25 protein-coding genes are annotated in these 21,436 nt (G+C 65.5%); 5 read left to right on the forward strand and 20 right to left on the reverse strand.

All coding sequences use genetic code 11. The features are described from left to right. Positions 1 to 2 precede the first annotated feature (2 nt). A complete protein-coding gene (locus H9638_RS11305; RefSeq protein ID WP_191747354.1) occupies positions 3 to 746 on the forward strand; it encodes an MBL fold metallo-hydrolase in 744 nt (247 codons plus the stop codon). A 62-nt stretch (positions 747 to 808) separates the two neighbouring features. Here the strand turns inward: H9638_RS11305 and H9638_RS11310 are convergent, their stop codons facing one another. After that, positions 809 to 1,531, reverse strand: coding sequence for an esterase/lipase family protein (locus H9638_RS11310; RefSeq protein ID WP_318241858.1), 723 nt, complete (start codon positions 1,529 to 1,531; stop codon positions 809 to 811). A gap of 17 nt (positions 1,532 to 1,548) precedes the next feature. Further along, entirely contained in the window at positions 1,549 to 2,319 is a 771-nt protein-coding gene (locus H9638_RS11315) for an alpha/beta fold hydrolase (protein ID WP_191747356.1), read from the reverse strand. Between the two features lie 107 nt (positions 2,320 to 2,426). Here H9638_RS11315 and H9638_RS11320 point away from each other — a divergent pair, with 107 nt between their 5' ends. Both H9638_RS11320 and H9638_RS11325 read left to right on the forward strand, forming a co-directional pair. Beyond that, complete coding sequence (locus tag H9638_RS11320) at positions 2,427 to 2,900, forward strand: Fur family transcriptional regulator (protein ID WP_191747358.1); 474 nt, start codon at positions 2,427 to 2,429, stop codon at positions 2,898 to 2,900. Between the two features lie 39 nt (positions 2,901 to 2,939). Next, the gene (locus tag H9638_RS11325) at positions 2,940 to 4,430 is read left to right on the forward strand and encodes a catalase (RefSeq protein ID WP_191747360.1); all 1,491 of its coding nucleotides are present in this window, start codon (positions 2,940 to 2,942) and stop codon (positions 4,428 to 4,430) included. 58 nt (positions 4,431 to 4,488) lie between these two features. Here H9638_RS11325 and H9638_RS11330 read toward each other — a convergent pair whose 3' ends face one another. The 6 genes from H9638_RS11330 to H9638_RS11355 are packed head-to-tail and all read right to left on the reverse strand — an operon-like array spanning position 4,489 to position 9,718. Then, positions 4,489 to 5,379 carry a prenyltransferase gene (locus H9638_RS11330; protein ID WP_191747362.1) on the reverse strand — a complete coding sequence of 297 codons (891 nt, stop codon included), beginning with the start codon at positions 5,377 to 5,379 and terminating at the stop codon, positions 4,489 to 4,491. Continuing rightward, complete coding sequence (locus H9638_RS11335; protein WP_191747364.1) at positions 5,376 to 5,711, reverse strand: lycopene cyclase domain-containing protein; 336 nt, start codon at positions 5,709 to 5,711, stop codon at positions 5,376 to 5,378. Before H9638_RS11335 ends, H9638_RS11330 begins: the two co-directional genes overlap by 4 nt. After that, positions 5,708 to 6,073 (reverse strand): lycopene cyclase domain-containing protein, encoded by a 366-nt coding sequence (locus H9638_RS11340; RefSeq protein ID WP_191747366.1) that lies wholly within the window; start codon positions 6,071 to 6,073, stop codon positions 5,708 to 5,710. The genes H9638_RS11335 and H9638_RS11340 overlap by 4 nt, the downstream gene beginning before the upstream one ends. Next, positions 6,073 to 7,734: a phytoene desaturase family protein gene (gene crtI, locus H9638_RS11345; RefSeq protein ID WP_191747368.1), complete on the reverse strand. Its 1,662-nt coding sequence runs from the start codon at positions 7,732 to 7,734 to the stop codon at positions 6,073 to 6,075. The genes H9638_RS11340 and crtI overlap by 1 nt, the downstream gene beginning before the upstream one ends. Continuing rightward, entirely contained in the window at positions 7,731 to 8,648 is a 918-nt protein-coding gene (locus tag H9638_RS11350) for a phytoene/squalene synthase family protein (RefSeq protein WP_191747371.1), read from the reverse strand. The genes crtI and H9638_RS11350 overlap by 4 nt, the downstream gene beginning before the upstream one ends. 2 nt (positions 8,649 to 8,650) lie before the next feature. Beyond that, on the reverse strand, positions 8,651 to 9,718 hold the full coding sequence (locus H9638_RS11355) for a polyprenyl synthetase family protein (protein ID WP_191747373.1): 1,068 nt from the start codon (positions 9,716 to 9,718) through the stop codon (positions 8,651 to 8,653). Between the two features lie 35 nt (positions 9,719 to 9,753). Here H9638_RS11355 and idi point away from each other — a divergent pair, with 35 nt between their 5' ends. Continuing rightward, entirely contained in the window at positions 9,754 to 10,284 is a 531-nt protein-coding gene (idi, locus tag H9638_RS11360) for an isopentenyl-diphosphate Delta-isomerase (RefSeq protein ID WP_191747375.1), read from the forward strand. On the opposite strand, the gene H9638_RS11365 is transcribed toward idi, so the two are convergent. Continuing rightward, positions 10,232 to 11,005 (reverse strand): glycosyltransferase family 2 protein, encoded by a 774-nt coding sequence (locus H9638_RS11365; RefSeq protein ID WP_191747377.1) that lies wholly within the window; start codon positions 11,003 to 11,005, stop codon positions 10,232 to 10,234. The two genes, idi and H9638_RS11365, sit on opposite strands and share 53 nt — an antisense overlap. A gap of 96 nt (positions 11,006 to 11,101) precedes the next feature. On the opposite strand from H9638_RS11365, the gene H9638_RS11370 reads away from it, so the two are divergent. Then, on the forward strand, positions 11,102 to 11,734 hold the full coding sequence (locus H9638_RS11370) for a hypothetical protein (protein ID WP_191747379.1): 633 nt from the start codon (positions 11,102 to 11,104) through the stop codon (positions 11,732 to 11,734). On the opposite strand, the gene H9638_RS11375 is transcribed toward H9638_RS11370, so the two are convergent. The 11 genes from H9638_RS11375 to exaC form a co-directional block, all read right to left on the reverse strand. After that, positions 11,693 to 12,475 (reverse strand): ABC transporter permease, encoded by a 783-nt coding sequence (locus tag H9638_RS11375; RefSeq protein WP_191747381.1) that lies wholly within the window; start codon positions 12,473 to 12,475, stop codon positions 11,693 to 11,695. The genes H9638_RS11370 and H9638_RS11375 overlap by 42 nt on opposite strands. Continuing rightward, positions 12,475 to 13,287, reverse strand: coding sequence for an ABC transporter permease (locus H9638_RS11380; protein WP_191747383.1), 813 nt, complete (start codon positions 13,285 to 13,287; stop codon positions 12,475 to 12,477). The genes H9638_RS11375 and H9638_RS11380 overlap by 1 nt, the downstream gene beginning before the upstream one ends. Beyond that, the gene (locus tag H9638_RS11385) at positions 13,284 to 14,120 is read right to left on the reverse strand and encodes an ABC transporter ATP-binding protein (protein WP_191747385.1); all 837 of its coding nucleotides are present in this window, start codon (positions 14,118 to 14,120) and stop codon (positions 13,284 to 13,286) included. The genes H9638_RS11380 and H9638_RS11385 overlap by 4 nt, the downstream gene beginning before the upstream one ends. Continuing rightward, on the reverse strand, positions 14,121 to 15,191 hold the full coding sequence (locus H9638_RS11390; RefSeq protein ID WP_191747387.1) for an ABC transporter substrate-binding protein: 1,071 nt from the start codon (positions 15,189 to 15,191) through the stop codon (positions 14,121 to 14,123). A gap of 166 nt (positions 15,192 to 15,357) precedes the next feature. Next, entirely contained in the window at positions 15,358 to 16,542 is a 1,185-nt protein-coding gene (locus H9638_RS11395) for a TerC family protein (protein ID WP_191747389.1), read from the reverse strand. Between the two features lie 182 nt (positions 16,543 to 16,724). Continuing rightward, positions 16,725 to 17,345, reverse strand: coding sequence for a nucleotidyltransferase family protein (locus tag H9638_RS11400; protein ID WP_191747391.1), 621 nt, complete (start codon positions 17,343 to 17,345; stop codon positions 16,725 to 16,727). Positions 17,346 to 17,448: 103 nt separating this feature from the next. Next, a complete protein-coding gene (locus H9638_RS11405) occupies positions 17,449 to 17,748 on the reverse strand; it encodes a DUF4193 domain-containing protein (RefSeq protein WP_191747393.1) in 300 nt (99 codons plus the stop codon). Between the two features lie 196 nt (positions 17,749 to 17,944). Beyond that, positions 17,945 to 18,319 (reverse strand): YtxH domain-containing protein, encoded by a 375-nt coding sequence (locus H9638_RS11410; protein WP_191747396.1) that lies wholly within the window; start codon positions 18,317 to 18,319, stop codon positions 17,945 to 17,947. Between the two features lie 101 nt (positions 18,320 to 18,420). Further along, complete coding sequence (locus H9638_RS11415; RefSeq protein WP_191747398.1) at positions 18,421 to 18,831, reverse strand: DUF779 domain-containing protein; 411 nt, start codon at positions 18,829 to 18,831, stop codon at positions 18,421 to 18,423. Then, a complete protein-coding gene (adhP, locus tag H9638_RS11420) occupies positions 18,831 to 19,841 on the reverse strand; it encodes an alcohol dehydrogenase AdhP (RefSeq protein ID WP_191747872.1) in 1,011 nt (336 codons plus the stop codon). Before adhP ends, H9638_RS11415 begins: the two co-directional genes overlap by 1 nt. 53 nt (positions 19,842 to 19,894) lie before the next feature. Continuing rightward, the gene (gene exaC, locus H9638_RS11425; RefSeq protein ID WP_191747400.1) at positions 19,895 to 21,418 is read right to left on the reverse strand and encodes an acetaldehyde dehydrogenase ExaC; all 1,524 of its coding nucleotides are present in this window, start codon (positions 21,416 to 21,418) and stop codon (positions 19,895 to 19,897) included. Positions 21,419 to 21,436: the final 18 nt, after the last annotated feature.

Genomic DNA, 21,436 nt, shown 5'->3' on the forward strand with positions numbered 1-21,436 from the left:
GCTTGCTGACCCGCAATGTCGCCGATGGCATCCACCTGGTTGAGCACGCCTTCACGAATGTTTATTTGGTTGAAGATGAGCGCAGCCTCATGATCGTGGACAGCGGCCTGCCTGCCGCCCAGCACGCGGTTTCCAGCGCCGTCAGGTCACTGGGCTATGGGCCGGGATCAGTCAGCGCCATTGTGCTAACCCACGGGCACTTTGACCACACGGGCACCGCTGCGAAGCTGCGTGCCGAGTTCCGGGCCCCGATCCTGGCCCATCCCGCGGACCACTACATTGCCGCCCACCCCTACCGGTACGCCCACGAGCGCAGCCGCTGGACGTACCCGCTGCGCTTCCCTGCCTCGCTGCGCTCACTTGGAGCCATGACGCTGGCAGGAGCCCTGCTGGTCCGGGGTGTTGCCGATGTTCAGGATCTTGGTCCGGAGAGTGGAACCGCCCTCCCCGGCACCCCGAACCTCCTGCACACTCCGGGGCATACTGCCGGGCACGTCGCCCTGCACTTCCCCGAGCGCGATGCCTTGATCTGCGGTGATTCCATCGTGACCTTCAACCCGTACACCGGGCACCGCGGACCGCAGATTGTTTCCGGTGCTGCGACGGCGGACAGCGGCGTCGCGCTTGCTTCACTGCAGGCCCTCGCAGATACCGGCGCCAAGACCCTCCTGACCGGCCACGGCGACCCGTGGACCGGGGGAGCGCAGGCCGCCGTCGAGCAGGCACTGGCCCGCGGGGCGTCGTAGCGGCCCGGCGTCCGCAACAGTCCAGGCCCGCAGCAGCCCGAAGCCGCTTCGGTCCCGCAGCCCTAAGCGGCTCCCCGCTCCAGCTCCTCGGCGACAATCCGGTGCAGCACAGGATCCCCCACCGGACGGAAATGGCCCATGGCCTCCAGGACGATGTTGCGCGCCCCCTCCAGCTGACTGCCGCCCGGTATGTGCGGGTCAAAGGACGCATAGACCGAGGTGATACGTGAGTTGGTCTCAAGGTTCGCCTGCAGCCTGCGCAGATGAAAGTCCCGCGGAGAAAAGGCACGGATGGAGCGGAGCGGAAAAAGCCGGGCATACGGCGAACCGGCAAAGGGGGTGTTGATGGCCACCAGGTGGCTGATCCGGTTCCCCTCGGGTCCCAGCAGCAGCTTCTTTCCGATGAGCCCGCCCTTGCTGTGCGCCACGATGGCAGCGTGTTCGATACCCCGATGCCGCAGATACGCCTCCACCCGCCGGGCCATCTCCTCCACAGTCCCCCGGTTGTAGCCCAGGGACCGGACCGCGTGCACGGGATGCCCGCGGCCGGCCAGATACTGTGCCAGCGGGCGCAGGAACTGCCAGTTCTCATAGACCCCGGGGATCAGCAGAACCGGTTCCCGCGGATCCACTCCGGCAGCGGGCTGCAGGAAGACGGCTGGATCCGACTGGAAGATGAACCCCTGGATCTGCCAACGGACCACGTACGCGTAGTCAGCGGCCCAGGCCGCCGCCAGCAGCAGCCGGCGGCGGACCCCCGCACCCACGGCCGGCGGGCGTTGCACCTCCTCAGCCTGCGGACTCAATCCCCAGCCTCCCCCACCCTGCGCACCCACGCCGCGGCTTCCGCCGGACGGTTCCACATCAGCACGTGCGGCGAGTCCGGAATTTCGCCCAGCAGCGTTCCGGGCCGGGCCCCTTCCAGCCGGGCCAGCCAGGACGGCGGAACAATGGGATCTTTGGCCCCGCGCACCACGCCAACGGGAGCCTGCACCATGGCAAGGCGTTCCTCCAGCCGGTGCTCCATCATCCGGCGCAGCGTGGCCAGGTACCAGCGCGGCCCGGCGCGGAGATAGTCAGTGAACACAATCCGGTTGACGTCCAGGGTTTCATGCAGCGTGTCCTGCGCCAGCCGAAGGGCCTGGAGAGCAGCATTGCGCTCGGCCCGGTTGACGGTGGGAGCCAGGAGCAGCACTGACGACACCAGGTCCGGCGCCAGGAGGGCAGCCTCCACCGTGACCTGGCAGCCCATGGAGTGCCCCACCAACCGGGCCCGGGCAATCCCGGCCCTCCGCAGGGCCTGGATCACGACGTCGGCGTAGCCCGCCATCGTCAGCGCCTCCGACGGGCGCGGCAGCCCGCCATGCCCGGGCAGCTCCACGCAGTGCACCCGGTGATCGGCAGACAGCTCGTGGGCCAGCCGCTCAAAATACCGTGCCGATGCACCGATCCCATGGATCAGGACCACCTCCGGGCCGGCGGCCCCGGAGGTGCGCAGGCCGACGTCGCACTCCCCCACCCGCAGGCGCTGCACCCGTGTCTGGCCCTGTGTTTCTGACCCCGCTCCGGGCATTCCTACTCCTTCCGGACGGCAGCCGGTGCCGCCAACACCACCACCCTAGCGCCAGCTTAGGCTGACCTTATTATGAATTAGTCAGAATAAGGGCGTATGCTCTAGTCATGACTTCCACAGCAGCCTCAGCGGCGGCCACTGACAAGTGGTCGGCCGAGTTGCGTGCACACGGACGCCGGGTCACCAAACAGCGCCTGGCAGTGCTGGAGGCCGTCGACTCCGCTCCGCATGCCGGAGCTGACGACGTCGCGGCCGCTGTCCGGGCCACCCTTCCGGACATCAGCCTGCAGTCCGTCTACGTAGTCCTGGCCGACCTCACCGACACCGGACTCCTCCGCAGGATCGAGCCGCCGCACTCGCCGGCGCGCTACGAAACCCGAGTGGATGACAACCACCATCACGCGATCTGCACCGGCTGCGGCCGGATCGAGGATGTGGACTGCGCCGTCGGGCACGCACCGTGCCTGACCCCCAGCGACACCCACGGCATGACCATCCAAATTGCCGACGTCCTGTACCAGGGCCTCTGCGCGGACTGCGCCGCGAAGGCCGGCGCGGACACCGCAGCCAAGACTTCCTGACCTATCGACTTACCAGTTCATCCACAAGAAAGAGAGAGAATGTCGAACTTCACCACTACCCAGACCGGCACTCCGGTTGCCAGTGACGCACACTCGCTGAGCAACGGTGCCGACGGCGCGATCGCACTCCACGACCGCTACCTGGTCGAGAAGCTGGCCCAGTTCAACCGGGAGCGCATCCCGGAGCGCATCGTGCACGCCAAGGGCGGCGGCGCGTTCGGCGAATTCACCGTCACCGAAGACGTTTCCAAGTACACCCGTGCGGCTGTCTTCCAGCCCGGCACCACCACCGAGACCGTGCAGCGGTTCTCCTCGGTTGCCGGTGAAATGGGCTCCCCGGACACCTGGCGCGATGTGCGCGGCTTCGCTCTGCGGTTCTACACCTCCGAGGGCAACTACGACATCGTCGGAAACAACACCCCGGTGTTCTTCATCCGCGACGGCATCAAGTTCCCCGACTTCATCCACTCGCAGAAGCGCCTCCCGGGTTCCGGCCTGCGTGACGCCGACATGCAGTGGGATTTCTGGACCAACTCCCCCGAGTCCGCACACCAGGTGACCTACCTGATGGGCGACCGCGGCATCCCGCGCTCCTGGCGTGAAATGCCCGGCTTCGGTTCGCACACCTACCAGTGGATCAACGCTGCAGGTGAGCGCTTCTGGGTGAAGTACCACTTCGTCTCCAACCAGGGCAACCACGAAATCACGGGTGCCGAGGCTGAAAAGATCGCCGGCGCGGATGCTGATTACTACCGCCGCGACCTGTACGAGAACATTGCCAACGGCAACTTCCCGTCCTGGGACCTGCACGTCCAGGTCATGCCGTACGAAGACGCGAAGACCTACCGGTTCAACCCGTTCGACCTGACCAAGGTCTGGCCGCACGCGGACTACCCGCTGATCAAGGTGGGCACCCACACGCTGAACCGCAACCCGGAGAACTTCTTCGCGCAGATCGAGCAGGTTGCCCTGTCTCCCGCGAACCTGGTCCCCGGCATCGACGCCAGCCCGGACAAGATGCTGATGGCCCGCATCTTCTCCTACCCGGATGCCCAGCGTTACCGCATGGGTGCCAACTACAACCAGCTGCCGGTGAACGCACCGAAGGCTCCGGTGCACAACTACTCTCAGGACGGCGCCCAGCGCCACTTCTTCAACTCCCCCGAGACTCCGGTTTACGCACCCAACACCCTGGGCGGCCCCGTGGCTGATCCGGCTCTTGCCGGCGAAGGCGGCTGGGAAAGCGACGGCGCGCTGGTGCGTTCCGCCGCTACCCTGCACCCCGAGGACAGCGACTTCGGCCAGGCCGGAACGCTGTACCGCGAGGTCTACGACGACGCCGCCAAGGAGCGTTTCCTGGAGACCATCACCGGTGCCGTCTCCGGTGTGCAGCGCCCGCACATCCGCGAAGCTGCCATCCAGTACTGGACCAATGTGGACGCCGATCTCGGTGCGAAGCTGCGTGCCAGCCTCGCAGCCGGCGAGACGACGGCCAACGAGCAGGCCGAGTACGTAGGCGTCGCGGAGTAATCTGCGCGCCTGACGCGAAAGCGGCCGGTCCCTTCGGGGGCCGGCCGCTTTGTCCTTGTTACCGGGAGGGCCAGTACCAGATCAGCAGCATGGTCACGAGGAACCCGGTGAGGAAATTCAGCTTCAGGAACCGCTTCCAGCCGGTGTTGGCCGTTTCCGAGCGTTCATCGGTGATCGCCAGGAACGGCAGCAGGTTCAGCAGATACGGCACCGCCAGCAGCGCACCCAGCAGTGCCGGCCACGGCGCCAGGAGCATCAGCAGCCCGGCAGCCAGATAGGCGGCGGCAGCGAACCAGACCACGGTCCTCGCCCCCAGGACGGTCGCGATAGAGGAGATCCCGCCTTCCCGGTCCGGCAGCACATCCTGCACGGCTCCGAAGGCCTGACTGGCCATCCCCCACAGGAAGAAAGCACCAAGCACCGCCCACAGCCCGGGGGTGAATTCCGCTCCCGCCAGCACCAGCGCGTAAAGCGCCGGGGAGACGAAGTGCGTACTGGAGGTCATCGAATCCAGGAAGGGCCGTTCCTTGAACCGGAGCCCGGGCGCACTGTAGGCAACGACGGCGAACACGCTCACCGCCAGCACCAGCCAGGACAGCGGGGAGCCCAGCAGGACCAGCGCCGCGAGGAACGGCACATTGGACACAACTGCGGCCAGCAGCGTGATCCGGTGGAAGCGCCGGTCAAGCAGTGCTCCCTCCACCCCGCCCTTGCGGGGATTGCGCAGGTCCGACTCGTAATCGAACACATCGTTGATGCCGTACATGGCCAAGTTGTACGGCACCAGGAAATACAGTGTGCCGACGATCCAGGCCAGGTCGATTTGTCCGGCCGTCAGCAGGTACGCGGCAGCAAACGGATAAGCCGTGTTGACCCAGGACAGCGGCCGGGAGGAAAGCAGCAGCATCCGCAGCGTGGACCCGGGCGCCCTGGTGGCTGGTGCACTCATGATTTTTCCTCCCGAAGGGGTTTACGGGACCCCAGCAGTTCCCACAGGGCCGGCAGCAGCAGCACCGCGGCCAGCGGATAAGCAAAGTCCTCCAGCGGAGCGAGCCCCAGGAAGGCTCCGGAGATCCGGTCCGGATTGTAGCCAAAGAGTCCGGCGGCAATCATCAGGTTGTCGAAGACGGCCGTCAGCAGCAGCAGGATGCCGGCAGTTCCGGCCAGCGCCGCGAGGAAAGCCGGGTTGGCGCGGTTCCTCCTGCGCCGGCGGATCAGCGCGGCGGTCAGCACCAGCGCGGCCGGGACCAGGAAGCACAGGTTCAAAAGCCAGTACGTCACCGCTGCACCTCGCTCGAGCGGCGCAGCCTGCCGCTGCGGGACCGGCCGGCCAGGTGCACAGCCAGGACCCGGATCAGGCCGAACAGCACCATGGTCAGATAGCAGAGGAAGGCGAGGAAAAACGCTTCCTCGAGCGGGAGGTGAGGCGCCAGTTCCACACCGAGCATGAACCTGGTTTCACCCCGGTAGAAAATATCCAGGCCAATCCCGAAGAGGTCCCAGACCAGGAAAAACACCAGGCCGGTGCCCAGCACCAGGGCGGCACGCCAGGGGGCGGCGAAAAAGAACAGCCGAAAGCGGTGGTCGAGCAGCATCATGCAGCCAATCGAGGCCAACAGACACAACAGGTAAAGCGCACCCACTAGGCTGCACCATCCACGGCGGCCGTAGTGCGGGCACCGGAAACCGGTTCGGGAAGTGCTTCCGTGCCGGTCTCACCGCGCAGCCGTTTCAGCACCAGTTCGGCGCTGATCAGGCACATCGGGAGTCCGATGCCGGGGAGGGTGGATCCGCCGGCGTAGAGAAGCCCGTCCACCTTCCGGCTGGCGTTGGATCCGCGGAAGAATGCGCTCTGTTTGAGCACATGTGCAGGGCCCAGGAGGGTCCCCCGCCACGAGTTGAAGTCGTTGGTGAAATCACCCGGGCCAACCGTGCGCCGCACCGTGATGCGTTCAGCGAGGTCCGGGATGTCCGCCCAGGCGGCGATCTGTTCAATCACGGAGTCGGCCAGCGCCTCAAGACCGGCGTCTCCGGAGCCGTCGATTCCACCGGTGCCGAGGGCGGGGTCCGAAGGAACGGGCACCAGGACAAACAGGTTTTCGTGTCCATCGGGTGCTGCGCTTTCGTCGGTGGCGCTCGGTTTGCAGATATAGAGCGAAGCCGGGTCCGGAACCTGGGTGTCCGCTCCGAAAATCTTCTCGAAGTTCGCCTCCCAGTCCTGGGTGAACAGCAGCGTGTGGTGCAGCAGCTGCGGCAGTTCTCCCTTCACGCCCAGGTGCAGCAGGATGCCTCCAGGGCCCGGAACCCTGCGTTCCCAGTACTTCTCCGGATAGGTCTGCAGTTCGGCCGACAGCATCGCCGTCTCGGTGTGGTGCAGGTCGGCGGCGGAAACAACCAGGTCTGCCTCCAGCAGCACGCTGGAGCCGGAGGCATCGGTGTACTGGACTCCCGTGGCCCGGGGTTTCCCGGGGCCCGGAGCGGTGCGGATTGAGGTGGCGTTGGCGTTCAGCAGCACCTTCACGCCCTGCGCTTCCGCCAGGCCGGACATCGCGGTGATGATCCGGGAGAAGCCGCCCTGCGGATAGAGCACTCCGTCGGCGAGATCCAAGTGGCTCATCAGGTGGTACATGCTCGGCGTGATGAACGGCGAGGAGCCCAGGAACACCGCGGGGTAGCCGAGGATCTGCCGCAGGCGCGGGTCGGTGAAGCGTTTCGCCACGAAGGCACTCAGCGGCTGCAGCAGCAGGCGTGCCAGCCGGGGGCCGCGGGCCAGCACATCCCGGCGAAGCAAGGGGGTAAAGGACGCGAAGGTGCTGTAGAGGAAGCGCTTCTTGGCCAGCCCGTAAACCTCGGACGCTGAGTCCAGGTAGGCGGCCAGCTTGGCTCCTGCGCCAGGTTCCAGTGACTCAAACAGTGCGAGGTTCTTTTCCCGCGTGGCCTGGATGTCCACCGGGTTCCGGTCCCCTTCGAAGTAAACGCGGTAGCCCGGGTCCAGCTGCACCAGGTCCAGCTGCTCTGCCGCACTGGTACCCAGCAGGCGGAAGAAATGGTCAAAAACCTCGGGCATCAGATACCAGGAGGGGCCGGTGTCGAACCGGAAACCGTCCGCCTCCCAGCTGCCGGTCCGGCCGCCGATGCTCCCGTTCTTCTCCAGCACGGTCACGTCCAGGCCTTCTCGGGCCAGCAGCGCGGCGGTGGCGATGCCGGTGATACCGGCTCCAATCACGACGGCGGTGCGGGGCTGGGCTCCGCGGTGCCTGGTCCGGTTAGGGGAGCTGCGGCGGGATGTTGCGGTGCGGATCATGGCGCCCTTTCGGCGTCGGGTGCGGATGGGGCCGGGGTAATGCGGCGCAGACCATGGGCAAGCACTGCTTCAGCTGCCAGGCGCACTTTTACGGGGTTGGGCACCCGGATCCTGGTGGTGCGCAGTGCTGCAGCCGGGGTGCGGCGCAGCCGGCGGGCCAGCTCCGCGAAAAGTTCCTGCGCCAGGGCGACGGCGGCACGGCATTCCCGGGGCAGTTCAGCAATTGCCGCCCCGGAGACCAGCAGGTCCGCTTCGATATCATCCAGGAGCCGGTGCTTGTCAGCTTCGGTGAATGCGGCCACGGTGATTCCCGGAAAGTAGCTGCGGCCCAGGGCTTCGAAGTCCTCTGCAAGGTCGCGGAGGAAGTTCACCTTCTGGAAGGCAGCCCCCAGCCGCTGAGCACCCGCGTTGAGGCGCTTCTCCTGGTCGGCGGGTACCTCCCGGCCGTCCAGGAAGCACCTCAGGCACATGAGGCCCACCACTTCGGCGGACCCATACACATAGTCTTCGAAGGTTGCCTGGGTGTGCTCCACCCGGTCCAGGTCTGCCCGCATCGAGCGGAAGAACGGTTCGGTCAGGTCCGTGCCGATCCCCGTTTGGCGTGCGGTCAGGGCAAAGGCATGAACCACCAGGTTCACGCTGTAGCCGGACCGCAGGGCCGCTGCGGTCTCCGCTTCCAGTCCGTCCAGCAGGCCCCGGATCTGGTCCGGCGGGATATCGGCGGCGGACGCGACGCCGTCCACAATCTCATCGGCCAGACGGACCAGCGCGTAGATCGTTTCGATCTGCCGGCGGGTCTGTGGGCTAAGCAGCCGCGAAGCCAGCCCAAACGACGTCGAGTAGGCCTTGATCATCACGGCGGCGGTTTCTGCCGCCGCCCGGTTGTACAGCCGCAGCCCGGACTCGTGCGCCATGCTTATCGGCTCCGGTTTACGGAGGAGGAGACGACGTCGTCGAGCATCGCGGCGAGCCCCGCCGGCACTTCCGCACAGTCCAAGTGGCTGCGTGCGCTGGCGGCATAGTCCGCCGCGAGGTTTTGGGCGTAGTCCCGGGCTCCGCAGTCCACGAGGATTTCCCTGGCCCGCTCGGCCTCGGCTGCTCCCATATCCGGGCGGCCGATGATGCCGGACAGCTCGGTCCAGCTGGGTGACTGGGCGGCATAGGCGATCAGCACGGTGCGCTTGCCTTCCCTCAGATCCCCCATGCTGGACTTGCCGGTGGCGCTTTCATTGCCGAAGACTCCCAGCAGGTCATCCACCACCTGGTAGGCGATTCCGGTATCCCGGCCGAACCGGCCCAGGGCGGCGACGGCGTCGGCCCCGGCTCCGGCCAGCACTGCACCGGCCCGCAGCGGAGCCTCGAAGGAGTACACGGCCGTCTTCAGCCGTTCCATGTCCAGGATGTCGCCCACCGGCGGAGCGCCCGGCTCAAAGGAGAAGTCGACGTCGATCAGTTCACCGGCCGCCGAAGCGAAGACTGCGTCATCCAAGATGCCCGCCAGCGTGTCCCGGGTGAAGGGATCGGTGGTGACGGAGTCCAGCATCCGGAACGCACCGCTCAGGGCAAGGTCTCCGGCAATGATTCCCACGGAGAGCCCGCGGTGCCGGGCAGCCTCCGGCGCTTCTCCGAAGGCTTCTGCACGCCTGCGGTACACCCCGGGTACGTTTTCCTGTCCGCGGCGGACGAAGTCGAGGTCGATTACGTCGTCATGCACCAGAAGTGCCGTGTGCAGCAGTTCGAAGGCTGCGCCCACCCGCGCCGCGGCAGTGATGTCCTGTCCGCCCAGGTGCGTGTAGGCGGTCATCACGATCCTCGGGCGCAGGCGTTTGCCGCCGGCAGTGGATTTTTCGAGCGTCTCCCAAAGGCTAAGGTAGCTGGGACTGATACGTCCCGCGCGCTCCTTGGCCGCGGCAAAAAACCCGTCCAGGACACGTTCCGCCTGCTGATGCGCAGTTATCTCGTCAAGCAAGTGTTCTGTATCCATGCATAAAGTAAACACTCTGATCGTTAGGGGAAGAAATGCCGCAACGCCGGGAGGAAGTCATTCTCGTCGATAACGAGGGCCGAAGGGTAGGTACTGAGGACAAATTTTCGGTACATACAACGGAGACTCCGCTCCACCTGGCCTTCTCCACGCACGTCTACTCACCGGACGGACGCATTCTCGTCACGCGCCGGGCACTGGGGAAACTGACCTGGCCCGGAGTCTGGACCAATTCGTTCTGCGGCCACCCGGGCCCGGGTGAAACCAACGAGGACGCCGTGGTTCGCCGCGCTGAGCGTGAGCTGGGCCTGCAGCTGCGGGACATCGCCGTCGCGCTTCCGGATTTCCGCTACCGCGCCGTGGATGCCTCCGGCATCGTCGAAAACGAGATCTGCCCGGTCTTCACAGCGGTGGCCGAGAAGGATCCGGTGCCGGCAGCCGATGAGGTCATGGACTGGACCTGGACGGATCCGGCCGAGCTGGTGCAGTCGGTGCGGCTGACACCGTGGGCATTCAGTCCGTGGCTGGTGCTGCAGCTTCCGCTGCTGTACCCCGAAAACGCCTGACCCAGCGCTCCCACGGCGCTTCCTGGCGCCAGTGCACGGCCAGGGTATGGAACGCCCGGGCGAACCGGCGGCGCAGGTTCGCCCCGCCGAGCACCGCCCGGGGAGCCATGCCCACCACCAGGGACCGTTCCCAGCCGCACCGGTAGTCCAGGCCGACGTGTGCACTCAGGCAGACGTCGTCGTGCTGTTCCGCGTCCTCCGTGTGGACTGCGTCACGGACGGCTTTCCACACCGCGGCCCGCAGCGCCAGGTTCGAGCCGAAGAGCGGACGGTGTGCCAGTGCCAGGCGCATCGCCTGATAATAGGAACCCAGGTACAGCCAGGTGATCACCGGGCCAATCCAGCCAGGGAACCCGTAGAACCGGCCCGGCCCACTGAGCACCGCCAGCTCCGGTTCCTCCGCGAAACGTGCGGCGATGCGTTCCACCCAATCGGGGGGCAGGACGCAGTCGGCGTCACAGCGCGCAATAATCTCCGCCTCAGCCGCGTCATAACCCGCTGCCGCGGCCACCGGGATGCCCGGGCCCATTTCGCGGACCACCCGGGCGCCGAAACGCGCGGCCACTTCGGCACTGTTGTCGGTGCTGTTGTTGTCCACCACCACAATTTCCGCCGGCTGCTGCGACTGCGCCGCGAGGGACGCCAGGCAGGCCTCCAGGGCCACGGCGTCATTCAGGCAGGGAATGACAACGCTGACGCCGGGGTGCTGAGGGGAAGGCATGCACGAGATTTTACGGGGAATCCGCTGGGAGCCGTGCAGGCCGCTGCGGAGAACGGATACTGTGCCTGCGGGTACGGGCTCGGATACCGTAAACGCATGATCGATTCCCTCCTCCGCCGCCCAGCCTCGAGCGCGGAGCTGGCCTCGGACGGGGTCCGCGCCCTGGGAGCGGTCAGCCTGCTTGCAGCCATGCTCTGGTACGGACCGGTGGAAGCAGCGCTGTTTGCCCTGGTCGCCTTGGGACTGCTGGTGTCCCGGTGCCTGCCTGCCGCCCCTCTGTTCTCCTTGCTGTACGGGCTGACGCTGCTGGCTGCCGCCTGGAGCAGCGTGCTGGACCTCTATGCCCGGATCAGCTGGTGGGACCTCGCCGTGCACTTCACGGCGACCGGTGCCATCGCCGTGATGGCCTGGTACCTGCTGGCTGCCTTCGGCGCGGTCACTGCCCGGCCCAGCGGCCGGCGGCTGCCCTTCTTCACGGTCACCGCCGTCGTCACCGCCCTGGGCCTGGCGCTCAGCGTGCTCTGGGAGTTCGCTGAATGGTGGGGGCATACCTTTGTGGATGACACCATCAACGTCGGATACCAGGACACCATGGGGGACCTCGCCGCCGGCGGCCTGGGCGCGGCGGCCTCCGGGTACCTGCTGGAGCGGATACTCCGCCGGTCCCCGGAGGACGCAGCACCTGCCTCAGGTGCCGCTGCGCCGCTGCACCGCCGCTTCCAGTGCTGAGACCAGCGTGTACAGCAGGATCGATGCCAGCGTAACAACGACGACGCCGGCCCAGACCTGGTCGTAGCGCGCCCGGGACACGGCCGAGACAATTCCGTACCCGATGCCCTGGCCGGTTGCGAGCCATTCCGCCAGCAGCGCCCCTGTGAGTGCCCCCGGAATCGACACCCGAAGGGCAGTGAAGAACGCCGGCGCGGAGGAGGGCAGGGCAACCTTGCGGAATGCATCCAAACGGGAGCCGCCGTACACCTGCACCACTTCCAGCATTGCCGGCGACGCCGACCGCAGGCCCAGCATGATGGTGACCAGCGCCGGGAAGAGCACCACGATCCCGCCCATGGCTGCGACAGTGGCTTCCTGCCGTCCGAAAATCAGGATGATCATGGGCGCCAGGGCTACCAGGGGCACGGAGCGCAGCAGCATGGCCATCGGCATCAGGGCCTGCTCGACGCCGCGGAACAGCGTGAAGATGCAGGCACCGGCGACGGCGGCAAGCATGCCTGCGGTGAACCCGAGGCCGGCGTCGAGCAGGGTCTGTCCCAGCTGCCCCATGATCAGCGCACGGTTCCCCGAAGCATCGCCATCCAGGAACAAATAGCTCCAGACATCCAACGGCCCCTTGCCGACATAGCTGGACACGTCGAAAACCTTCAGCAGCCCGATCCACAGGAGGCCGGCAGCGGCCAGGGAAAGCGCCAGGCCGGCCAGCCGCCGGACACCGGAGCGCAGCACCCCGCCCATCAGATGCCTCCCGCCCGGAAGGCCCACGGCGCAGCCAGCCGTGAAAGCATGCCGAGCGCGGCATATACCCCGCCGGCCAGGGCTGCGCAGGCGAAGGCGACGCCCCATACCCGCGCCACCTCGAGCGTCTGCTGCGCGTTAACCATCGCGGGCCCCAGCCCACGGTCCACTCCCCCGACATATTCCCCCAGAATCGCACCCAGGAGGGCCGCCGGTGCGGCAATTTTCAGTGCCGCAAGGACCGCCGGAACCGCGGCAATGATCCGCACTTTAACCAGCTGATGGATCCGCCGTCCGCCGAAGACCGCCACCACATCCAGGCTGGCGCGGTCAGCGGCTTTCAGCCCGGCCAGTGCGCTGACCATGGTGGTGAAGAAGACGGACAGGGCCGCCAGGGCAACGGCGGTCCCTGACGGCTCGCCCGAGCGCGGCGGCCCCAGGACGATAAAGATCACCGGTCCGACTGCGACGACAGGCAGGCAGTAGCTGACCACCGCCAGCTGGGTGGCGAGGCGTTCCACACGCGGGACCAGCAGCACCAGGAAAGCCAATGCCAGCGCCAGGGCGTTCCCCCAGGCATATCCTGCGCCTGCCTCCGCCAGTGTCACCGAGGCGTTGCGCCAATAGAACCCCCAGCCGTCCTCCCCCATCTGGGACAGGATCTGCCCCGGCGTCGGGATGGCTCCCGGCGCCCCCGCACCCGGTGAGCCGATACCGCGCAGGAACGTGGCTGCCCCAATCCACCACAGGGCAATGGCGGCAGCTGTGCCCAGCAGTCCCACGGCCCAGGGCGGCAGGTTGACCCGCGTCATGGCCGCTGCCCGCCGGAACCGAAAAGCAGGTCCGAAGCATGGTCATGCAGGGCATGGAATTCCGGGGTGCGCATCATGTCCGGAGTCCGCGGCCGCGGCAGGTCAACGGAAATGACCTCTTTCACCCGGCCCGGACGCGGGCTCATCACGGCCACGGTGTCGGACAGGAAAATCGCCTCGGAGATCCCGTGGGTAACCATCAGGGTAGTGGCGGGTTTCTCCGTCCAGATCCGCAGCAGTTCGAGGTTCAGCCGCTGCCGGGTCATGTCATCCAGCGCCCCGAACGGTTCATCCAGCAGGAGTACGGAGGGTTTGAGGACAAGGGCCCGGGCAATCGAGACGCGCTGCCGCATGCCGCCGGAGAGCTCGGCCGGCCGTGCCTTTTCGAATCCGTCCAGGCCCACCAGCCTGATCAGTTCCCGGATGTAGGCCTCGTCCGCCGGCCGGCCGGAAACTTCCAACGGCAGGCGGATGTTGGCATGGACACTGCGCCAGGGCAGCAGCGCCGAGTCCTGGAACGCAATTCCGAGTTCATTGCCGCGGCGCAGGTCCCCGGGGGTTTTGCCGTCGACCAGGACATCCCCGGTGGTGGGAGTCTCCAGTCCGGCCAGGATGCGCAAAACGGTGGATTTACCGCATCCCGAGGGGCCCAGCAGGGACAGGAATGATCCGCGGCCGGTGCTGAGGTTGGTCTCTTCCAAAGCCGTGACAGTACTCCTGCCGGAACGGAACGTCTTGCCCAGGTTCCGCAGCCGGATGCCGGTGCCCCCGCTGGCCACCGGCGGCAGCTGGGTGCCGGCAGAGGCCGCGGTGGCTGAGGGGTTGCCGGCCATCTACTTGAGCTCCGGGTTTTCTTCGTAGACCTCTGCCAGCAGGCTGAGATCGAAAATGTCCTCGGCCGCCAGATCGTATCCGGCCAGTTTCAGGATGGCCAGGTTGTCCTCGATCAGCGACTCGCTGATGGTGAACAGACCGTTGGCATCGGTTTCGGGAGAAACCACCAGCTTGGTGTTCTGTTCCTCGGCCTGCATCTTCTCCTTCGCCGGGTCCAGGTTCAGGTCCGCACCATAAACCTCGACGGCGAGCCGTGCCGATTCCTCCGCGTCCGCAACTGCATCTTTCCAGCCCCGCAGCGTGGCCACCAGGAACGCCTTGAGCTCCTCCCGGCGGGTCTCAATGCTCTCATCCGTGGCCACGAAACTCTCCGCGATGAACGGCAGCCCGTTGTCAGCAAACGGCAGCACCGCCGTCTTGTGGCCGGCCAGTTCCAGGGTCAGGACCTCATTGGTGAGATACCCAAAGAACCCGTCCACATCGCCGTTGACGAGCGGCTGCGGGTCGTACTGCACCGGAACCTTCTCCAAGGAGCCCGGATCGATGCCGTTGACCTCAAGCAGCGCGTCGAAGAGCGTTTCGTTGACGCCCGCCTGCACACCGATCCGCTTGCCCGCAAGGTCTGCGGGCGTGGTGATGGGAGCCCCGGTGAGAGAGACGATCACGAAGGGATTTTTCTGATACGTGGTGCCGATGATCTTCAGCGGCGCCTCTTCCTCCACAATGACAGGAGCCACCCCCATTGGGCTGGAGGTGCCAACGAGGGCACCCCCGGAGAGGACCATGGTTTCGGAGGATGTTCCGCCGGGGCCGCCGGCAATGAGGTTTACATCGGAAAAGCCTGCCTCGGCGTAATACCCGTTCGCGTCGGCAAAATACTCGCCCGCGAATTCTGCGTTCTTGATCCAGGACAGGTTCAGGTCCAGCGTGCCGTAGTCGGCGGCCTCGGTTCCGGCTTCTGCCCCAGATCCTCCGCAGGCGGTAACCAGCAGCAGGCTGGACGCGGCCAGAGTCGCGGCAAGGAACCGGAGGGGTGTGGAAGGCTTCGTCAATCGTGGTGTGCGGCTCATGGCTACCTGGACTTCCCATAGGTGCGGACGTGGTCAGCCCGAGCCTAGAAACGGATTGTTTCTGTGGCCGGCCAGGTGCGTTACGTTGCTGTAAACGGGTGTTTCGGCAGGTAAAAAAGGGCCGGCCGCAGCTGGAAAGCTGCGGCCGGCCCCATGCCTCTAGGCGTTAGTTGCTCGTGTAGCGGGCGTGTTCCTCATGTGCCCGGGCTACCTCGGAACGGATGTCCTCAATGTCCTTGACCTTGTTCCGGTATTTCATATCCATCTGCTCGATCTGGCGCTCTTCCTCGCAGAGAGCCGTGTAAATCCGCTCCCGCTCACCCTCATCAGCGGTGTAGGAAAGGTCCAGATAGGCGTTCGCGTGGCGGCGGGCATTGTTGACGGCGGTCAGGGCCTTGCCGGCCGGGCTCACCAGGGACGCAATGATCGTGACCACCAGGATGCCGATAATGACGCTCAGGGAGAGCCCTGTGCTGATTTCCACAACCTCGACGTGCTCGCCGTCGTTGATGAACCACAGAGTGTTCTCATGCAGGGCGTGGAGGACCAGCTTCACGCCGATGAACGCGAGAATCGCCGCGAGGCCGAAGGAGAGGTAGATGAGCCGGTCCAGCAGTCCGTCGATCAGGAAGTAAAGCTGGCGCAGGCCCATCAGGGAGAAGGCTGTGGCGGTGAAGACGATGAAAGTGCTCTGTGTCAGGCCGAAGATTGCCGGGATGGAGTCAAGCGCAAAGAGGATGTCCGTGCCGCCGATTGCCACCATCACCAGCAGCATCGGGGTCAGGACCTTTTTGCCGTTTTCCACGGTGAACAGCTTGTCGCCGTCGTAGTGGTCGGTGGTCGGCAGCACGCGCTTGGCGATCCGGATGATGAAGTTGTTCGCCTCATCGTGCTCGCCCTCGGGCTTGAGCAGGTTTCCGGCGGTGATCAGCAGGATCAGGCCGAAGATGTAGAAGATCCAGGAGAAGGAGTTGATCAGGGCTGCGCCCAGGAAGATGAAACCGGTGCGGGCGATCAGCGCGAAGACAATGCCGAAGAGCAGCACCTTCTGCTGGTCCTCACGCGGCACCCGGAAGCTGGCCATGATGATCAGGAAGACAAAGAGGTTGTCGACTGAGAGGGCTTTTTCCGTGATGTAGCCGGCAAAGTACTCGGTTCCGGCGGTGCCGCCCCCGAAGACCAGCACCAGGATGCCGAAGATGATTGCCAGGCCCACGTAGATGGCTGACCAGATGGCCGCCTCTTTGAGCGTGGGGATATGCGCCTTGCGGATATGGAAGAAATAATCGAAGGCCAGCAGGCCGAGGATGACGACAATCGTCACGCCCCAGACCAAGGGGGAAACAGTCATGGAGTGTCTGCTTTCGTAGGGTACGCCAAGGAACCGTAAGTCTCTCCGGTGACCTGCGGCCACCCACTGTCCCCGGCCGGGCATCGGTGCCCTACGTGTTGACGAGATACAGCGTGGAAGGATACTCCCCTACGAACGCTCCACTCTACCCGATGAACCAGGCCACCCTGGCGCTGCACGGCTTAGGCTCCCTCTTCGTTTCCGCCCGGTTCCAGCAGCGCCAGATCCGCCGGTGTATCGATATCGCGTCCATCCAGCTCGGAGCCGCAGTCCACCAGGTCCACGAGGCCGGGGTGCGCTGCCAGGAAAGCGCGCGCACCGGCGTCGCCCAGGGCGGTGGCGGCAGCGGCGCGGGCGAGCTGCGGGGCAAAAAGCACCGGGTGCCCCCGCCGCATCCCACCGCCGGGCAGACGGTAGCCGGCGCAGGAGACGCGGGCCGGAGCCGCATGCGCCAGCAGCCGGGCCACAGTAGCCGCCGTGAGGCCGGGCTGATCGGCCAGCGCCACCAGGACGGGATCCTGCGGCGCCAGGCGCAGTGCTTCTGCCACGCCGGCCCGGAACGACGAGCCCATCCCGGATTCCCAGTCAGGGTTGGTGAGCGGAAGGGTGCCGGAGAGGTCCGCCACCGACTTCACGCGCCGGGATTCCGCGCCCAGGACAACGATCACGCGCGAGCAGCCGCCATCGCGCAGCGCGGCGGCCAGATGTTCAATCAGGGGACGGCCGTTAAAGGGCAGCAGTGCCTTCGGGCCCAGGCCCAGCCTGGCCCCGGCTCCCGCTGCCAGGAGGACGGCATTTACCATGCAAGTGACAAAATCACACCGCTGCGTTAACCACAACCGCCGCGCCCGGAGCATCCGGGGCGGCGGCGGATTACCGGCGGCAGCCGGCAGGTGGGCAGAGGACTTAGCCCTCGCAGTCCTTGCAGTACTTGGTGCCGTTCTTCTCCACGGCGAACTGGGAACGGTGGCGCACCAGGAAACAGGAACCACAGGTGAACTCATCCTCCTGGGCCGGCACCACCCGAACCAGCAGTTCCTCCCCGGAAAGGTCAGCTCCGGGCAACTCGAACGCTTCGGCCGCTTCAGACTCGTCAACGTCCACAACCGCGGACTGCTTGTCAGTGCGCCGGGCCTGCAGCTCCTCAATGGAAGCCGTTCCGGTGTCCTCTTCCGCTTTTCGCGGCGCGTCATAATCCGTAGCCATCTACAGGCTCACTCTCCAATGTTGATCGGCGGGTCGATCCAGCTCCCCGATGGTAACTGCTCCACCACCCCACAGTGCCGCGAATGCGCAACATGAGCGAAATATTGGACCGAATTATCCGGGCACGCAGATGCCCGCCGGATCGCACCGGCGGGCATCTGCGGCTTGCAGTTCAGGAGAGCGTCAGCGGTTCAGGCTACGGGCGGCCTTCCGGCTGGGGATGAGCCGGGTCCATGGTGTGTTCCCCGCCCGAGGTGTGCGAACGGTCTGCCGGGTTCGCGGTTCCTGCAACGGAGGAGGCGCCGCTGCTGCCACCCTTGCTGCCGCCACCGGACACACTGTCCTTCGCCTGCGACGCAGCATCCTTGGCTGAGCCAGCGGCATCCTTGGCCACTTCGGTTACCTTCTCCTGGATCCCGGGGGCCTTCTGCTTGGCCCACTCGGTGCCCTGGTTTACGGTGTCCTGAACCTTGGGGTCGTTCCACAGGGACTTGATTTTCTCCCGGCCTGCCTTGGAACCGAGCAGGTAGCCAACGCCGATCCCCGCCAGAAATGTCATCTTCTTAACCATGGTGTTCCTCATTCCCGCCCTGTTAGAGGCATCATGATGTACCGTCAGTCCCGCAGCTCGGAGCCGCAAGGGAATTAAACAGCAACCTTACTACTTGACGGCTACCCCGGCACAACCAGCAGGCGGGAGCGGATCAGGAAGCGTTTCCCTTCCGGTGCCTCGAGGGAGAACCCACTCCCCCGGCCGGTCACGACGTCGACTGTCAGGTGCGTGTGTTTCCAGTACTCAAACTGTTCCGCTGACATCCAGAATCCGATTCCTTCCCCGTCCAGGTCAAAGGTGCCCAGCAGCACATCAGCCTCTGAGGTAATGAAGTCGCCGTCCGGATAGCACATGGGCGAGGACCCGTCGCAGCAGCCTCCGGACTGATGGAACATCAGCGCACCGTGCTGCAGCTTCAGCGTCCGCAGCAGATCCCTGGCCGCCGCCGTCAGCCCTACCCGGGAGGACCTCTCCCCGGGCAGGGCCGGCGCGGCATCCAGGACCGATACTGCTTCCTGGTGTGTGTCCATCAGTACTGGACGACCACGCGTCCATCCACCTTTCCGGCTTCAAGCTCTTCCAGCACCGTGTTGATTTCCTCCAGCCGGCGGGTGCTCACCTTCGGCTTGATGAGTCCGCGGTCGTAGAAGTCGATCGCTTCGATCATGTCCTGCCGGGTGCCCACGATCGAACCCCGGATGGTCAGTCCCTTCAGGACAATGTCGAAGATCGGCGCCGGAAAGTCCCCCGGCGGGAGGCCGTTGAACACGATGGTCCCGCCGCGCCGTGCGATGGCGATGGCCTGCCCGAACGCAGTGTGATGGACAGCGGTGACGAGAACCCCGTGTGCGCCGCCGATTTTTTCCTGCAGCACCACAGCTGGATCTTCCTCGCGTGCATTGACCGTCACTTCTGCACCGAATTCGCGGGCCAGAGCCAGCTTTTCCTCGGCAATATCGATTGCTGCGACCCGCAGCCCCATGGCCCTGGCGTACTGCACGGCGATGTGCCCCAGACCGCCGATTCCGGAGATAGCCACCCATTGGCCCGGCCGGGCCTCGGTTTCCTTGAGCCCCTTGTATACGGTGACTCCGGCGCAGAGTATGGGTGCGATCTCCACGGGATCGGCGCCCTCGGGGATACGTGCTGCAAAGCGTGCGTCCACCAGCATGTATTGTCCGAACGAGCCGTTGACGGAGTACCCGCCGTTCTGCTGCTGCTCGCAGAGCGTTTCCCAACCGGTGCGGCAGTATTCACAGACCCCGCAGGCGGACCAGAGCCAGGCGTTGCCAACCACGTCTCCCACCTTGATGTCGGTGACGCCCTCACCCACCGAAACAACTTCGCCAACTCCCTCGTGGCCGGGGATGAACGGCGGGGTGGGTTTTACCGGCCAGTCGCCGTGGGCCGCGTGGAGGTCGGTGTGGCAAACGCCGGTGGTGATCAGTTTGACCAGGGCCTGCCCCGGTCCGGGGGCAGGGATAGCTGTCTCCTGGACGTCAAGGGGCTTACCTAGGCCGTTGACTACTGCTGCCTGCATGGTTTCCATTGCTTTCCTGTTCTGTTCGAGGGGCTGGCGGTGTTGTTGAGGGTCTAGAAGAAGCCCTGCTTGGATTCGGCGTAGCTGACCAGGAGGTTTTTGGTCTGCTGGTAGTGGTCCAGCATCATTGCGTGGTTCTCGCGCCCGATTCCGGAGGATTTGTAGCCGCCGAACGCCGAGTGTGCAGGGTACGCGTGGTAGTTATTCACCCAAACCCTGCCCGCCTGGATATCCCGTCCTGCCCGGTAGGCGGTGTTGCCGTCCCTGGACCAAACGCCTGCACCGAGGCCGTAGAGGGTGTCATTGGCAATCGTCAGGGCCTCCCCGTAGTCGGAAAACCGCGTCACCGAAACCACCGGGCCGAAGATCTCTTCCTGAAAAATGCGCATGTTGTTGGTGCCCTCGAAGACGGTCGGCTCAACGTAGTAGCCTCCGGCGAGGTCACCGCCAAGGACGTTGCGCTGTCCGCCGGCCAGGACCTTCGCACCCTCCTGCCCAGCGATATCCATGTAGGAAAGGATTTTCTCCAGCTGGTCATTGGATGCCTGGGCGCCCACCATGGTGTTGGTGTCCAGCGGGTTGCCCTGGACCATCTGCGCCGTGCGGGCCAGGGCGTCTGACATAAAGCTGTCGTAGATCGATTCCTGGACCAGGGCACGGGACGGACAGGTGCAGACTTCGCCCTGGTTCAGCGCGAACATGTTGAAGCCTTCAAGCGCCTTGTCATAGAAGGCGTCATCGCGGGCCGCGACGTCGGCGAAGAAGATGTTCGGGCTCTTGCCGCCCAGTTCCAGCGTTACCGGGATGAGGTTCTGGCTGGCGTACTGCATGATCAGCCGGCCGGTGGTGGTCTCGCCGGTGAAAGCGATCTTGCGGATCCGCTTCGAGGACGCCAGCGGCTTGCCGGCCTCCACGCCGAAGCCGTTCACGACGTTCAGCACACCTGCGGGAAGCAGGTCGGCAATCAATTCCATCAGCACCAGGATCGAGGCCGGCGTCTGCTCCGCCGGCTTGAGCACGACGGCGTTGCCGGCCGCGAGCGCCGGTGCCAGCTTCCAGGTCGCCATGAGGATCGGGAAGTTCCAGGGGATGATCTGGCCCACCACGCCGAGCGGCTCGTGATAGTGGTAGGCGGTGGTGTTGTCATCGAGCTGGGAGAGGCTCCCCTCCTGTGCGCGGATGGCGCCGGCGAAGTAGCGGAAGTGGTCAACGGCCAGGGGCATGTCCGCCGCGAGGGTTTCCCGGACCGGCTTCCCGTTGTCCCAGGTCTCTGCGACAGCCAGCAGCTCCAGATTGTCCTCAATGCGGTCAGCGATCCGGTTGAGGATGTTGGCACGCTCCGCCACTGAGGTCTTGCCCCAGGACGGCGCTGCCTTGTGGGCGGCGTCAAGGGCCAGATCAATGTCCTCCGAGGTGCCGCGTGCCACCTCGCAGAAGACCTTCCCGGTCACGGGAGAAACGTTCTCAAAGTAGCCGCCCTTTACCGGGGCCACCCATTCTCCGCCGATCCAGTTTTCGTAGCGGGGCTTGAATGAGACGAGGGCATCGCTCTGCCCGGGCTGCGCGTATACGGTCATGACTGGTTCGCTCCTTTT

This window comes from Arthrobacter pullicola, assembly GCF_014836875.1.
GTDB lineage: Bacteria > Actinomycetota > Actinomycetes > Actinomycetales > Micrococcaceae > Arthrobacter_B > Arthrobacter_B pullicola.

Bases quoted from the DNA above. Each gene is read 5' to 3' on its own strand.
- H9638_RS11410 (WP_191747396.1), bottom strand. From the start codon at position 18,319: ATGGTTAAGAAGATGACATTTCTGGCGGGGATCGGCGTTGGCTACCTG.
- crtI (WP_191747368.1), bottom strand. From the start codon at position 7,734: ATGATCCGCACCGCAACATCCCGCCGCAGCTCCCCTAACCGGACCAGG.
- H9638_RS11315 (WP_191747356.1), bottom strand. From the start codon at position 2,319: ATGCCCGGAGCGGGGTCAGAAACACAGGGCCAGACACGGGTGCAGCGC.
- H9638_RS11400 (WP_191747391.1), bottom strand. From the start codon at position 17,345: ATGGTAAATGCCGTCCTCCTGGCAGCGGGAGCCGGGGCCAGGCTGGGC.
- H9638_RS11370 (WP_191747379.1), top strand. From the start codon at position 11,102: ATGATCGATTCCCTCCTCCGCCGCCCAGCCTCGAGCGCGGAGCTGGCC.
- H9638_RS11390 (WP_191747387.1), bottom strand. From the start codon at position 15,191: ATGAGCCGCACACCACGATTGACGAAGCCTTCCACACCCCTCCGGTTC.
- H9638_RS11405 (WP_191747393.1), bottom strand. From the start codon at position 17,748: ATGGCTACGGATTATGACGCGCCGCGAAAAGCGGAAGAGGACACCGGA.
- adhP (WP_191747872.1), bottom strand. From the start codon at position 19,841: ATGCAGGCAGCAGTAGTCAACGGCCTAGGTAAGCCCCTTGACGTCCAG.
- H9638_RS11365 (WP_191747377.1), bottom strand. From the start codon at position 11,005: ATGCCTTCCCCTCAGCACCCCGGCGTCAGCGTTGTCATTCCCTGCCTG.
- H9638_RS11385 (WP_191747385.1), bottom strand. From the start codon at position 14,120: ATGGCCGGCAACCCCTCAGCCACCGCGGCCTCTGCCGGCACCCAGCTG.
- H9638_RS11350 (WP_191747371.1), bottom strand. From the start codon at position 8,648: ATGGCGCACGAGTCCGGGCTGCGGCTGTACAACCGGGCGGCGGCAGAA.
- H9638_RS11380 (WP_191747383.1), bottom strand. From the start codon at position 13,287: ATGACGCGGGTCAACCTGCCGCCCTGGGCCGTGGGACTGCTGGGCACA.
- exaC (WP_191747400.1), bottom strand. From the start codon at position 21,418: ATGACCGTATACGCGCAGCCCGGGCAGAGCGATGCCCTCGTCTCATTC.
- H9638_RS11375 (WP_191747381.1), bottom strand. From the start codon at position 12,475: ATGGGCGGGGTGCTGCGCTCCGGTGTCCGGCGGCTGGCCGGCCTGGCG.
- H9638_RS11395 (WP_191747389.1), bottom strand. From the start codon at position 16,542: ATGACTGTTTCCCCCTTGGTCTGGGGCGTGACGATTGTCGTCATCCTC.
- H9638_RS11320 (WP_191747358.1), top strand. From the start codon at position 2,427: ATGACTTCCACAGCAGCCTCAGCGGCGGCCACTGACAAGTGGTCGGCC.
- H9638_RS11355 (WP_191747373.1), bottom strand. From the start codon at position 9,718: ATGGATACAGAACACTTGCTTGACGAGATAACTGCGCATCAGCAGGCG.
- idi (WP_191747375.1), top strand. From the start codon at position 9,754: ATGCCGCAACGCCGGGAGGAAGTCATTCTCGTCGATAACGAGGGCCGA.
- H9638_RS11330 (WP_191747362.1), bottom strand. From the start codon at position 5,379: ATGAGTGCACCAGCCACCAGGGCGCCCGGGTCCACGCTGCGGATGCTG.
- H9638_RS11325 (WP_191747360.1), top strand. From the start codon at position 2,940: ATGTCGAACTTCACCACTACCCAGACCGGCACTCCGGTTGCCAGTGAC.
- H9638_RS11415 (WP_191747398.1), bottom strand. From the start codon at position 18,831: ATGGACACACACCAGGAAGCAGTATCGGTCCTGGATGCCGCGCCGGCC.